The following is a 12,731-nucleotide window of genomic DNA, read 5'->3' as shown; positions in this document are numbered from 1 at the left end:
GCCCCGCGGCGCGGGCCGCTGACGGACACGGCCCGCGCCCTGTCAGGGGCAGCTACCTGCGTACCGCCACATCCGCCACCACCGGCCGATGGTCCGAAGCCACTGCCTCGGGTCCGACGGTGGCGTCCCGGACCGTCACGCCCTCCCCCACCGCCACGTAGTCGATCCGCTTCACCGGCGCCTCCGCCGGGTACGTGAGGCCGTTCGTCGGACCGGCGTCCGTCAACTCCCGCCACAACGGGGCCAGTTCCGGGGCGGCGGGCTCCGCGTTGAAGTCGCCGAGGAGTATCTGGCGGGCCCCCGGCACGGCTCCGCGTTCCTGCGCCATGATCCGGCGCGTGTCCGCGACCTGGGCCACCCGTACCGACGGGTCCGCGCGGTAGTCGAGATGGGTCACGAAGATCTGCAGGGGGACGCCCCGCACCTTCAGGGTCACCTCGCCGAAGCCGGGCGCGAGTGCCGGGACGGGGTTCGGGTCCTGCGTCGACAGGCGGGTGATCTCGTGGTTGACCGCCGAACGGATCGGATACCGGGACAGCACCGCGACCCCGAACTCCCGGCGCGGCTCCCCGGCCTGCACCGGGTCGAGGCTGTAGATCGGCGCGAACGACACCCGCATCCCGAGCCGGTCCGCGAGCTCCCGGGCCACGTCCAGGTTCTGGCTGCGCGCGCCCCAGTGCACGTCCACCTCCTGGAGGCCGATCACATCCGCGTCCAGGGCGCGCAGCGCGGCCGCCTGGCGGTCGAGGTCGAAAACGTTGTCAGCGCCGGCACCGGCATGGATGTTGTACGTGGTGATGCGCAGCGGCACCGAGGGCCGCTGACCGCCCAGCGCGGCGGCCGGAGCCGCCGTGACCAGGGTCAACACAGCGACGGACAGGGCGAGTCGGGGGAGTACTCGGGTTCGTCTCGGCATGGCCGAACGGTATGCCGAAAACCCGCTTGTACACCGTAAGAGTCTCCCCTTACGGTGTACAGCAACACCACCCCCCAGGTTCCCGACAGGAGACCGAATGACGGCGACGACCGCCGAGAACGCACACAGCCAGGAGACCCCGGCCGGAGGCCACCCGCAGCGCTGGATCATCCTCGGCGTCATCTGTCTCGCCCAGCTGACCGTGCTGCTCGACAACACCGTCCTGAACGTCGCGATCCCCTCCCTCACCCGGGAACTGCACGCGTCGACGTCCGACATCCAGTGGGTGATCAGCGCCTACTCGCTCGTCCAGTCCGGGCTGCTGCTCACCGCGGGCAGCGCCTCCGACCGCTACGGGCGCAAGAAGATGCTGGCGGCCGGTCTCGTCCTGTTCGGCATCGGCTCCCTGGTCGCCGGACTCGCCGACTCCACCGGGCAGTTGATCGCCGCCCGCGCCGGCATGGGCGTCGGCGGCGCGCTCCTGATGACCACCACCCTCGCGGTCGTCGTGCAGATCTTCGACGACGCGGAGCGGGTCAAGGCGATCGGCCTGTGGGCCACCGTCAACTCGCTCGGCTTCGCCGTCGGACCGCTGCTCGGCGGCGTGATGCTCGACCACTTCTGGTGGGGCGCGATCTTCCTCATCAACATCCCGGTCGCGGTCATCGGCCTCGCCGCCGTCCTGGCCCTCGTACCGGAGTCGAAGAACCCGCAGGGCGACCGGCCCGACCTGCTCGGCGCGCTGCTCTCCACGATCGGCATGACCGGCGTCGTCTACGCGATCATCAACGGCCCCGACCAGGGCTGGACCTCGACGACCACCCTCGTCTCCGCCGGGATCGGCCTCGTCTTCATGGCGGCGTTCGTGACGTGGGAGCTGCGCATCCCGTACCCGATGCTGGACATGCACTTCTTCCGCAACCAGAAGTTCACGGGCGCGGTCTCCGGGGCGATCCTGGTCGCGTTCGGCATGGGCGGCTCGCTCTTCCTGCTCACCCAGCACCTCCAGTTCGTGCTCGGCTACGGGCCGTTGGAGGCGGGCCTGCGCACGGCGCCGCTGGCGCTCACCGTCGTCGCCCTCAACCTCACGGGCCTCGGCGCCCGGCTGGTGCCCAGACTGGGCACCCCGCTGACCATCGCCATCGGCATGACCTGCATGGCGGCGGGGCTCGCCGCGATCGCCCTGCTCGGCGGGGACAACTATGGCGGGATGCTGACCGGTCTGGTCGTCATGGGCGCGGGCATCGCGCTCGCCATGCCGGCCATGGCCAACGCCATCATGAGCGCGATCCCGCCGGAGAAGGCGGGCGTCGGCGCGGGGGTGAACGGCACGCTGGCCGAGTTCGGCAACGGGCTCGGGGTCGCCGTCCTCGGCGCGGTCCTGAACGCCCGGTTCGCGGCGCTCGTGTCCGTCTCCGCGGCCTCCCTCCCGGCGGCGCTCGCGGCCGCCGACTCGGCGGGCGAGAAGGCCGCGATCGCGGACGCCTTCTCCTCGGGCCTGGAGACGAGCCAGCTCGTCGGGGCCGTCGCCGTACTCGTCGGCGGACTGCTCGCCGCGGCGTTGCTGAAGCGGGCGGAACGGGCAGACTCAAGCGCGGTGGCTGCCTAGGCAGGACCTCCTGGGCAGGCCCTAGCATCAAGACGGGCGGACGGACGGATTCCGCGGGGTGACCCGGGGGCCGTCCGCTCCGCCCGAGTACGTCAACTCCTGGGAAGGTGCGCCATGGTGAAGCCAGCGCGGGTGAGTGTGTGGCTGGAGCAGGACAAGCCCGCGCGCAGCCGGCGCAGTGAACAGCCCAGCGGTCTCGACCGTGACCGCATCACCGAGGCCACGGTGAAACTGCTCGCCGCGGAGGGGCTCGCCAAGTTCTCCATGCGGCGGCTCGCCGGTGAGCTCGGCGTCACGGCGATGTCCGTCTACTGGTACGTCGACACCAAGGACGACCTCCTCGAACTCGCCCTGGACCGGGTGTTCGGCGAGATCCGGACCGGTGACGACGAGGCGGCGGACGACGACTGGCGCGTGCAGGTGCGCAGGCTCGCCACCGCGTACCGGGCGCTGCTCGTGCGCCACCCCTGGATCTCCCCGCTGGTCGGCAACTACCTCAACATCGGGCCGAACGCGCTGGAGTTCGCCGCCGCGGTGCAGCGCGTCTTCGCCCGCACCGGGTTGCCCACGGCGGCGCAGCGCGGCGCCATCGCCAGCGTCATGCAGTTCGTGTACGGGTACGGGACCGTCGAGGGGCACTTCCGTCAGCGGTGCGCCGATGTCGGCATGACGCAGGACGAGTATTTCCGCAAGACGATGAGTGCGTTCACGGCGCCTGCCGAGATGCCGGAGATGATGCGGCATGCCGAGGAGACGATGGCGCAGGTGGAGGCGGGGGAGACGGTGGACCAGGTCCGTGACGTCGACTTCCAGATCGCCCTCGATCTCCAGATCGCGGGCATCGACGCCTTGGTGTCCCGCCGGCCGTAGCCCCACCCCGGAGCCTTGGGCCATCTGCCGCCGAGCCGCGCCGCCTTGGGCCATCTGCCGCCATGGGCGGCAGGGCGGGCACGGCGGCACCCCGGCGCGGGGCGAGCGCTCAAACCGGCCTCCGGCTCGGCCCGGCCCGCGCCCCTACGGGGCACGACCTCAGCTGGGCTACGAGCTGAGGCGGGCGGGGAAACCGCCGGTGGCCACCGGCCCCCACCGCTCCGGTGTGACCCGGATGATGGACTTGCCCTGCTTCACCATCGCCTCCCGGTACTCGTCCCAGTCCGGGTGCTCCCCCGAGATGTTCCGGAAGTACTCCACGAGCGGCTCCACGGAGTCGGGCGAGTCGATGACCTCGGCCGAGCCGTCGATCTGCACCCAGGGACCGTTCCACTCGTCACTGAGCACCACCACACTGACGCTCGGGTTCCGCTTGGCGTTGCGGGTCTTGGCCCGCTCCGGGTACGTGGAGACGACGATCCGCCCGGCATCGTCGACCCCGCAGGTCAGCGGTGAGGCCTGCGGGGTGCCGTCGGCACGGGCGGTGATGAGGAGGGCGCGATGACGCGGACGTACGAAGTCCAGCAGTTCGTCGAGCGAGACACGGGTGTTGGACGCGATGTTCGAAGCCATGCGCCCGAGCCTAGTTACTCGTCGCGTCACATGCTGGGCAGCGAGTCCCCCTGCACGGCCTGGACGTCGAGCTCCACCTTGAGCGTCGCGCCGATCGCCGCGATCCCGGCCTGCACGACCTGGTTGTAGTTCATGGCGAAGTCCTCGCGCTTGAGCTCCGCGGTCGCCTTGAACGCGGCCCGGGTGCCGCCCCACGGGTCGGCGCCGGTGCCGAGGTAGCTCAGATCGAGGTCGACCTGGCGGGCGACCCCGTGCATGGTCAGCTCGCCGTGGACCGTCCAGCGGTCCTGGCCCGCCGGGGTCAGGCCGGTCGAGCGGTAGGTGATCTCCGGGTACGACTCGACGTCCAGGAAGTCGGCGGACTTCAGGTGCCCGTCGCGCATCCCGTTGCCGGTGTCGATGGACGCCGACCTGATCACGGCCTCGACCCGCGACTTCTCCACGTCCTGCGCGATGTCGATGCGCGCGGAGAAGTCGGTGAAGCGGCCGTGCACGGACGTGATGCCGAGGTGCTGGGCGGTCGCGGCGACGGCGGAGTGCGCCGGGTCGACGGTCCACGGTCCGGGCGGCGGCAGCTCGGCCCCGCCCTGCCGGGCCAGGACGACGGTGCCGACATCGGCCCGGCCGGTCGCGGTGACCAGCGCGGTGGAGGCCGCGGGGCCGTACCCGACGGCGGTCACGATCACGGTGTAAGGACCCGGGGTGAGAGCGGACGCGTCGTGCACGGCCCCCTCGTCGTCGGCCTCGGCCCGCAGCACCTGCGCACCGGTCATGTCGGTCACCGTGACGACGGCGTGCGGCAGAGCCCACCCGTCCCGCGTCCGGATCCGCGCACTGAGTCCCATGGTCTCCACATCTCCTAGCTCAAGTTCTCACGCACGTAGGGGAGTTGTGTACATCCCCTACGCGAAGGGGCCCCGGCCCGTGCGGCGTCTCGGCCGTCCCCTGCCGTTGACGACGCCACCGGGTCCGGGGCCCTTTTCCCACAGCCGGGCGGACGGTGCGGTTCACGTCTCCGCTCGAAGCGCGAGCCGCACCGTCCTTGTCGCCCGGGGTCGGTTACTCGCCGGGGTGGGCGAGTTCGATGTCGTGGCCCTCGACGCCACTGCCGTTGACGGCGAGGCCCGTGGCCACCGGCGGGTAGCCGGTCGCGATCACCGTGTACTCGCCGCCGTCCAGGTCGGTGAAGGCGTACGCGCCGTCCTCACCGGTGGTGGCGGTGGCGACCACGTTGCCCGCCGCGTCGACGAGCGTGACCCGCGCGTCGTTCAGCGGACGGCCCGCGGCGCGGATCGTGCCCTGCACCTGGGAGCCCGAGTTGAGCTCGACCTCGACCCGGGTGACGCCCGTGCCGCCGACCTCGACGGGCAGCGCCAGCGGACGGTGCCCGGCCGCGTTCACGGCCACGGTCACCGGGCCCGGCACCAGGTCGGCGAAGGTGAACTCGCCCTCCTGGCCGGAGAGTCCGGTGGCCAGCACGTCGCCGCGGACGTCGGTGACGATGACCATGGCGCCGATGACCGGGGCCTTGGTCTCCGCGGCCTTCACGACACCGCTCAGACCGCTGGTGCCGCTGAGCAGGATGTCGTACGAGACCGGTTCCTCACCGACGACGACCGTGGAGGCCTGCGGCTGGTAGCCGTCGGCCGAGGCGATCAGCACGTACGAACCGGCGCCGGGGGCGTCGACGGCGTACGAGCCGTCGCCCTGGGCCACCGCGCGGCCCAGCTGCCGTCCCCCGAGGGAGATCAGCGTGACCGCGGCGCGCGCCACCGGGGCCGACTCGGCGCCGCGGACGAAACCGCGGACCGGGATGCCGCCACCGGTGGTCTGCGCGGGGATGTCCGACCCGGTGACCGAGGCGACGGCCGCGAGCGGCTGGGTCCGGGTGTCGGTCGAAGCGGCGGGCTCACTCGCGCCGACCAGGCTCGGCACCTTCTGCTCGGCGGCCGGCGTGGCCGGCACGACGGGCGCGGCGGCCTCGGCGGGGGCGCCGGCGGCCTCCTTGGCCTGCTCCAGGGCTCCGGACGTACGCAGCGGAACCTCCTTGATGAAGAGCGTGACGATCAGCGCGAGGAACGCGATCGGCGCGACGTACAGGAAGATGTCACCGATGCCGTGGCCGTAGGCGGCCTCCAGCCAGGTGCGGACCGGGGCGGGCAGCGCGTCCATGACGGGCAGCGAGCTGCCGCCGGCGGCCTTCGCGGCCGCGGCCTGCGACTGCGGGTCGAGCTGGCCGATGGAGTCCTTGGCGTAGTGCGCGATACGGGTCGTCATGACCGAGCCGAGCGCCGAGACGCCGACCGCGCCACCGAGGGACCGGAAGAAGGTCACCACGGAGGAGGCCGAACCGAGATCCTTCGGCGCGACCTGGTTCTGCGTGGACAGCACGAGGTTCTGCATCATCATGCCGACGCCGAGACCCATCAGCGCCATGAAGATCGCCAGACGCCAGTAGGGGGTGTCGTAGCGCATGGTGCCGAGCAGGCCCAGGCCCGCGGTCAGGAAGACACCGCCCGCGACCAGCCAGGCCTTCCACTTGCCGGTCCGGGTGATGACCTGGCCGGAGACCGTGGAGGAGACGAACAGACCGGCGATCATCGGGATCGTCATGACACCCGACATCGTCGGCGTCTTGTCCCGCGCCAGCTGGAAGTACTGCGAGAAGTAGACGGTGCCCGCGAACATCGCGACACCGACGAACAGCGAGGCGATGGAGGCGAGGGTGATGGTGCGGTTCTTGAACAGGCGCAGCGGGATGATCGGCTCGCTCGCCTTGGACTCGACGAGCAGGAAGATCAGCGCGAGCACGATCGCGCCGCCGACCACCGTGCCGGTCTGCCACGACATCCAGTCGTACTTGTCGTCGGCGAAGGTGACCCAGACGAGCAGCAGGCAGACGGCCGCCGTGATGAAGAAGGCGCCGGCCCAGTCGACCTTCACCTTCCGCTTGACCACGGGCAGGTGCAGCGTCTTCTGGAGCACGATCAGCGCGATGAGCGCGAAGGGCACACCGACGAAGAGGCAGTAGCGCCAGCCGAGCCACTCGGTGTCGGTGATGACACCGCCCAGCAGCGGGCCGCCGACGGTGGCGACGGCGAACGTCGCGCCCAGGTAGCCGGAGTAACGTCCGCGCTCACGCGGGGAGATCATCGCGGCCATGATGATCTGCGCCAGGGCCGAGAGACCACCGGCGCCGATGCCCTGGATGGCACGGGCCGAGATCAGCATCGCCGGGTTCTGTGAGAAACCGGCGACGACGGAGCCCACCACGTAGACGATCAGGGCTATCTGGACCAGGGCCTTCTTGCTGAAGAGGTCGGCCATCTTGCCCCACAGGGGCGTGGTCGCCGTCATCGCGAGCAGCGAGGCCGTGACGACCCAGGTGTAGGCGGACTGGCCGCCGCCCAGGTCGCCGATGATCTTCGGCAGGGCGTTGGAGACGATCGTCGACGAGATGATGGCGGCGAACATGCCGAGCAGCAGCCCGGACAACGCCTCCATGATCTGCCGGTGCGTCATGGGAGCGCCGGAGTCGGGAGCGGCGCTCCCGTGCTTGGCATGGCTGCCCCGCACACCAGCCGGTGTGGATGTTGCCATGGGATTCCTTCTCTTACGTCTTACGCGGGCGTACGGGTGGTCCGGCAGTCGCCGAAGCTCTCGCGCAGCCTGGTCATGAGCGTGATCAACTGGCTGACCTCGTCATCGCTCCAGCCGGCAAGCCGGTCGGCGAGCAACTGCGTGGTGCGCACGTTGAGTTCGGCGATCTGCGCCCTGCCCTCGTCGGTGAGGCGCAGGATGCGGGAGCGTCGGTCGGCGGGGTCGGGGTGGCGTTCGATCCAGCCCCGGTCGGCGACATGGGCGACGTGCCTGCTCGTCACGGACATGTCGACGGCGAGCAGCTCCGCCAGCCGGCTCATCCGCATCTCGCCGTACCGGGCGAGCAGCGTGAGCACAGCGGCCGAACCGGCCGGACAGTCGTGCGGCAGGATCCGTGCCATGTCCCGCTTGACGGCGCCGACGGCGCTGAGCTGTCGCGCCAGTTCGTCGTAGTGACGCTGTGCGGCCACGGCACCTCCTGACCCAAACCTTATTTGTTGCTTAGAGCAACCATAGAAGCAGTTGGTTGCCGCAGGCAAACGAAAAGGGGCCTTCGACCCTAAAAACTAGGCAAACGTCCGGGTCGTAAGGTGTAAAGCCGCAGCTCAAGTGGGCTGTGAGCGACCTGTGGCGCCTGTGGCGCCGATTCGCTAGGGTCCTTCCCCATGGCACACAACCCCCAGGGCCCGGGCCCCGAAGGCAACTACGACCCCGCGGGCAGCACCCAGATGTTCCGCGCCTTCGTCGACGAGGGCGGTACTCCTACTCCGCGTGCGCAGGCGGCTCCGGCGAAGTCCGGCCCCGGTGCGGGACTGATCGTCGGCATCGTGGTCGCGGTCGTCGTGATCGCGGCGGTGGCCTGGCTGGCGCTCAAGTAGCGCACGGCCGCGGCCGATGGGCGCCGGTCGAGGCCGGCCCAGGCCGGGAGGGAAGTCGGGCGGCCGGTGACGGAGTGCCGCCTCACTTCCACCGCACGGAGACGTCCCGCGTCTCCACGTGCATCCCGAGAGGTACGCGCCAGGAGTCGACGCACACCTTCCACGTCTTCTCCTTCTTCTCCCCGGCGCCGATGGGCACGGGGAGTTCCTCGGTGGACTCGACCGTCGCCCAGTCGACCCCGAGCGCGCCGATGATGTGCGTCTCGAAGGTGACCGTGCCCGAACGCACCGCGCTGCCACCGGAGTTGCGCAGCGTCAGGGTCACGTCCTGACACCAGCGCTCGTCGGCGTCCTTGAGCACGGGCTCGCTCACCTTGAGGGCGGCGGGTCCCGCGGGCGAGGCCGAACCCCCGCTGCCGGGCTGTGCGTGGGAGACCGAACCGCTGGGCGTACCGGGCGAGTCGACGCCCGTACCGCCGCTCCCGCTGCCGGCGCCCTCACCGGAACCGGAATCAGCGCCGGAGCCGGAATCAGGACCGGAGCCGGACCCGGACCCGGAAGAGCCGTCGCCCTCGGCGCCCGCGCCCTTCCCGTCCGCCGCGCCCGCACCCGAGCGCGCGCTCTTGCCCTTGCCGTCGCCCCTGCCCGTGCCCGACGCCGACCCGGACGGTCCCGCCGCGTCCGAGTCCAGGGGCACGTACTCCACCTTTCCGGTGGGGGCGACGCTGTCGCCGGGTGCGCTGGACGTTCCCGCGGCGCCCACGGCGACGTACTTCGAGGGCCCGCCGTCTCCGCCGAAGGCGACGGCCGCGGCCCCGCCGAGTCCCACGACGGCGGCCGAGGCGACCCCGGCGGCGATGCCTCTACGTCCTCGTATCCAGGTCCGCAGCATCGCGCCAGTGTGTCTGACGGTCCGTCAAATAGGAACCCCGGGGAAGCCCCGCAGCGGCGCGGGGCTCCGGTCAGTCCGCGATCAGCCCCTCGCGCAGCTGGGCCAGCGTGCGCGTGAGCAGGCGCGAGACGTGCATCTGCGAGATGCCGACCTCCTCGCCGATCTGCGACTGCGTCATGTTCGCGAAGAAGCGGAGCATGATGATGCGGCGCTCGCGCGGCGGCAGCTTCGCGAGCAGCGGCTTGAGGGACTCCCGGTACTCGACGCCCTCCAGGGCCGTGTCCTCGTACCCGAGCCGGTCCGCGAGCGAGCCCTCGCCGCCGTCGTCCTCGGGGGCCGGGGAGTCCAGTGAGGACGCCGTGTACGCGTTGCCCACCGCCAGGCCGTCGACGACGTCGTCCTCCGAGACGCCGAGCACCGCGGCGAGCTCGGGCACGGTCGGCGAGCGGTCCAGCTTCTGCGCGAGCTCGTCGCTGGCCTTGGTGAGGGCCAGACGCAGCTCCTGGAGGCGGCGCGGCACCCGCACCGACCACGAGGTGTCGCGGAAGAACCGCTTGATCTCGCCGACCACGGTCGGCATCGCGAACGTCGGGAACTCGACCCCGCGCTCGCAGTCGAAGCGGTCGATCGCCTTGATCAGGCCGATGGTGCCGACCTGGACGATGTCCTCCATCGGCTCGTTGCGGCTGCGGAAGCGGGCCGCCGCGTACCGCACCAGCGGCAGGTTGAGCTCGATCAGGGTGTCGCGGACGTAGGCGCGCTCGGGGCTGTGCTCATCGAGCGAGGCGAGCCGCAGGAACAGGGAGCGGGACAGGGTGCGGGTGTCGATGGAACCAGACGAACCAGCGGAACCAGCTGAGCCGGATGAACCGGTCGAACCGGCTGACGCCGACGTCCCGGGGGTCTCCGAGGCCGGAGCGGGAGCCGGGGCCGGAACAGGAACAGGCGTGTCGGGCGAGAGCGTGAGCACCTTCGAGCTGCCCTGGTCTGCGGACATGCCACCCCCTTGAGGTCGCGGACGGTCGCGGCGGGCGCTCCCGTCAGGTAGGAGCGCAGCCTCCACCTGAATACCGGACGTGAGGCTGCGCCAAACGCGGTTCCAGCAGAATGTCACATGTCGGCAACACGCTGTAGTGACATGTCGACATGGATGGGGCGAATCCGCGCAGGAAACAGGGGGTGTGGTCGAAGGTGACCGCGTTTCTGTCGAGAAATCCCGGCGAGAGTGGTCTACCCGATTCAGCTACGCATCGATCCTGTTTGCGGATCGAAGTCGGGCGAAGCTGCGGGCGAGGAGCCTTGACACATGCATCTGTGAAACACCCAGTTCGGCGCTGATCTGCGACTGCGTCAGGTTGTTGTAGTACCGCAGGAGCAGGATCCGCTGCTCCCGCTCGGGCAGCTGCACGAGCAGATGCCGTACGAGGTCGCGGTGTTCGACGCCGTCCAGTTCCGGGTCCTCGTAGCCGAGCCGGTCGAGCAGCCCGGGCATCCCGTCGCCCTCCTGCGCGGCCTCCAGGGAGGTCGCGTGGTACGAGCGTCCGGCCTCGATGCAGGCGAGCACCTCGTCCTCGCCGATGCGCAGCCGCTCGGCGATCTCGGCGGTCGTCGGGGACCGCCCGAAGGCCGTGGTCAGGTCCTCCGTCGCGCTGTTGACCTGCACCCACAGCTCGTGGAGGCGGCGCGGGACGTGCACGGTCCGCACGTTGTCGCGGAAGTACCGCTTGATCTCGCCGACCACGGTCGGCATCGCGAAGGTCGGGAACTGCACACCGCGGTCCGGGTCGAACCGGTCGATGGCGTTGATCAGCCCGATGGTGCCGACCTGGACGACGTCCTCCATCGGCTCGTTGCGGCTGCGGAAGCGGGCCGCCGCGTACCGCACCAGCGGCAGGTTCGCCTCGATCAGGGCGCCGCGCACCCGTGAGTGCTCGGGGCTGCCCGGCAGCAGGTCCTTGAGCTGAGCGAAGAGCACCTGGGTGAGGGCCCGGGTGTCGGCGCCGCGCGTGCTCTTCACGGGCGGCGCCTCTGTGGGCGCGGCCGCTGCGGGCGCCGCCGCGGCGGGCGGTGCCTCTACGGGCGGTGCTTCTACGGGCGGTGCTTCTTGAGGCGCAGTACTGGCCGGCACGGTCAACCCCACCTCTGTTTCCGTCAACTCATCGGTCAAAAGCGGTCATAGCATCACAAGACATGTGCACTGTGTGCAAGCACCGCATAACTACGTGTTGAAGGGCCAGTTGGGGACCGGTTGGGGGTGGGAGACGTCAAAAAGCCCCTCACCGTTCCGGTGAGGGGCCGCTCGATCGTGTGACGCGCAGGGGGCTCAGAACGCGTAGTCGGCGATCACCCACGTGGCGAACTCACGCCACAGGGCGACGCCCGCCTGGTGGGCCGGGTGCTCCAGGTACCGCTTGAGGGCGTCCGTGTCCTCGACCGCCGAGTTGATCGCGAAGTCGTACGCGATGGGGCGGTCGGTGATGTTCCAGTCGCACTCCCAGAACGTCAGCTCCGGGATCTGGCCGCCGAGCGCGCGGAACGCCGCGACGCCCTCGACCACGCGGGGCTCGTCACGGCTCACGCCGTCGTTGAGCTTGAACAGGACCAGATGGCGGATCACGGCTGAGTTCTCCCTCGGGGCTACTTGCCGCCGTTGGCGACCCAGGTCATGAAGTCCCCGATGGCCTGCGCGGCGGACGATACGCCTTCGAACCCTATCTGGACGTAGTCGGCGGCCTTGGCAGGGTCCGTGATGATCACGTAGAGCACGAACACGATCACCACGAAGAGCCCTATTTTCTTCGGATCCATCGCGCCCGGCCTCCCCGTTGTTGCCCCTGTTGCCCCTGTTGCCGGGCGCGAGTCTAACGTGACGCTCCCTCACCTGACCTTTAAGGACCAACGGCCCCCGGTTCCAGGCCCTTTGCCGCCGTCCGATGGTGCTCCTGTGGCGCAGGATTAGTGGTGAGCCCGGAGGGTCTGGCAGGAATCCGAAGGGCAGGGACGAGACCCCGACTGCGGGGTCCGCGCCGCGCTTCCCCCCTGATGCGGCGCGGGCTTACGGGTGATCGTCCTCATCGGGGGAAGCGGTTTGTCCCCCCGATACCGCTTCCCCCGACCAAGCGGGAGAAGGAGAGCCCCGGCGCCGTGGGTCAGGCGCCGGGGCTCTTCGCATGCGCCCCCGAAGGGGTTCGGACACAGGCTTTCAACTTGTTCCTTAACCTCCGGCCCGGCCATATCGTCACTCTTTGGAGTGATCGCAGGGTATGAAGTGGCCTTCCTCGTGATCCTGAACTCTGCGACGAGATACCGGAGTTCACCAGGAAGGCCGTGCGG

Annotated in this window: 13 protein-coding genes; 3 read left to right on the top strand and 10 right to left on the bottom strand. The window is 70.2% G+C overall.

Features of this window, described 5'->3' with window-relative positions; translation table 11 throughout:
• Positions 1-52 precede the first annotated feature (52 nt).
• Positions 53-916, bottom strand: a complete 864-nt coding sequence (locus J3486_RS36190; protein ID WP_207828056.1) for an endonuclease/exonuclease/phosphatase family protein — start codon at positions 914-916, stop codon at positions 53-55.
• Positions 917-1,013: 97 nt separating this feature from the next.
• Between J3486_RS36190 and J3486_RS36185 the strand changes: the two genes are divergently transcribed.
• Both J3486_RS36185 and J3486_RS36180 read left to right on the top strand, forming a co-directional pair.
• Positions 1,014-2,525 (top strand): MFS transporter, encoded by a 1,512-nt coding sequence (locus tag J3486_RS36185; RefSeq protein ID WP_207828055.1) that lies wholly within the window; start codon positions 1,014-1,016, stop codon positions 2,523-2,525.
• A gap of 114 nt (positions 2,526-2,639) precedes the next feature.
• Positions 2,640-3,395 carry a TetR/AcrR family transcriptional regulator gene (locus J3486_RS36180; protein ID WP_207828054.1) on the top strand — a complete coding sequence of 252 codons (756 nt, stop codon included), beginning with the start codon at positions 2,640-2,642 and terminating at the stop codon, positions 3,393-3,395.
• 168 nt (positions 3,396-3,563) lie between these two features.
• On the opposite strand, the gene J3486_RS36175 is transcribed toward J3486_RS36180, so the two are convergent.
• The 4 genes from J3486_RS36175 to J3486_RS36160 all read right to left on the bottom strand — a co-directional run bounded on the left by J3486_RS36175 (position 3,564) and on the right by J3486_RS36160 (position 8,098).
• A complete protein-coding gene (locus J3486_RS36175; protein ID WP_207828053.1) occupies positions 3,564-4,028 on the bottom strand; it encodes a PPOX class F420-dependent oxidoreductase in 465 nt (154 codons plus the stop codon).
• Between the two features lie 26 nt (positions 4,029-4,054).
• Complete coding sequence (locus tag J3486_RS36170) at positions 4,055-4,873, bottom strand: YceI family protein (RefSeq protein ID WP_207828052.1); 819 nt, start codon at positions 4,871-4,873, stop codon at positions 4,055-4,057.
• A gap of 214 nt (positions 4,874-5,087) precedes the next feature.
• On the bottom strand, positions 5,088-7,628 hold the full coding sequence (locus J3486_RS36165; RefSeq protein WP_207828051.1) for an MFS transporter: 2,541 nt from the start codon (positions 7,626-7,628) through the stop codon (positions 5,088-5,090).
• Between the two features lie 20 nt (positions 7,629-7,648).
• A complete protein-coding gene (locus J3486_RS36160) occupies positions 7,649-8,098 on the bottom strand; it encodes a MarR family transcriptional regulator (RefSeq protein WP_207828050.1) in 450 nt (149 codons plus the stop codon).
• A gap of 195 nt (positions 8,099-8,293) precedes the next feature.
• On the opposite strand from J3486_RS36160, the gene J3486_RS36155 reads away from it, so the two are divergent.
• On the top strand, positions 8,294-8,506 hold the full coding sequence (locus J3486_RS36155; RefSeq protein WP_207828049.1) for a hypothetical protein: 213 nt from the start codon (positions 8,294-8,296) through the stop codon (positions 8,504-8,506).
• A gap of 82 nt (positions 8,507-8,588) precedes the next feature.
• Here J3486_RS36155 and J3486_RS36150 read toward each other — a convergent pair whose 3' ends face one another.
• The 5 genes from J3486_RS36150 to J3486_RS36130 form a co-directional block, all read right to left on the bottom strand.
• Positions 8,589-9,398, bottom strand: a complete 810-nt coding sequence (locus J3486_RS36150) for a hypothetical protein (protein WP_207828048.1) — start codon at positions 9,396-9,398, stop codon at positions 8,589-8,591.
• Between the two features lie 70 nt (positions 9,399-9,468).
• Complete coding sequence (locus J3486_RS36145) at positions 9,469-10,395, bottom strand: RNA polymerase sigma factor SigF (protein WP_207828047.1); 927 nt, start codon at positions 10,393-10,395, stop codon at positions 9,469-9,471.
• 246 nt (positions 10,396-10,641) lie between these two features.
• Positions 10,642-11,565: an RNA polymerase sigma factor SigF gene (locus J3486_RS36140; RefSeq protein WP_207828046.1), complete on the bottom strand. Its 924-nt coding sequence runs from the start codon at positions 11,563-11,565 to the stop codon at positions 10,642-10,644.
• A 156-nt stretch (positions 11,566-11,721) separates the two neighbouring features.
• Positions 11,722-12,015 carry a Dabb family protein gene (locus tag J3486_RS36135; RefSeq protein WP_207828045.1) on the bottom strand — a complete coding sequence of 98 codons (294 nt, stop codon included), beginning with the start codon at positions 12,013-12,015 and terminating at the stop codon, positions 11,722-11,724.
• 20 nt (positions 12,016-12,035) lie between these two features.
• Positions 12,036-12,206 (bottom strand): hypothetical protein, encoded by a 171-nt coding sequence (locus J3486_RS36130; protein ID WP_207828044.1) that lies wholly within the window; start codon positions 12,204-12,206, stop codon positions 12,036-12,038.
• Positions 12,207-12,731: the final 525 nt, after the last annotated feature.

Origin of the sequence: Streptomyces sp. VRA16 Mangrove soil, from assembly GCF_017377775.1 — a bacterium.
In the GTDB taxonomy this organism is placed as follows: Bacteria; Actinomycetota; Actinomycetes; order Streptomycetales; family Streptomycetaceae; genus Streptomyces.
The sequence above is the reverse complement of the archived record's forward strand: the minus strand, read 5'-3'. Positions and strand labels throughout refer to the sequence as shown.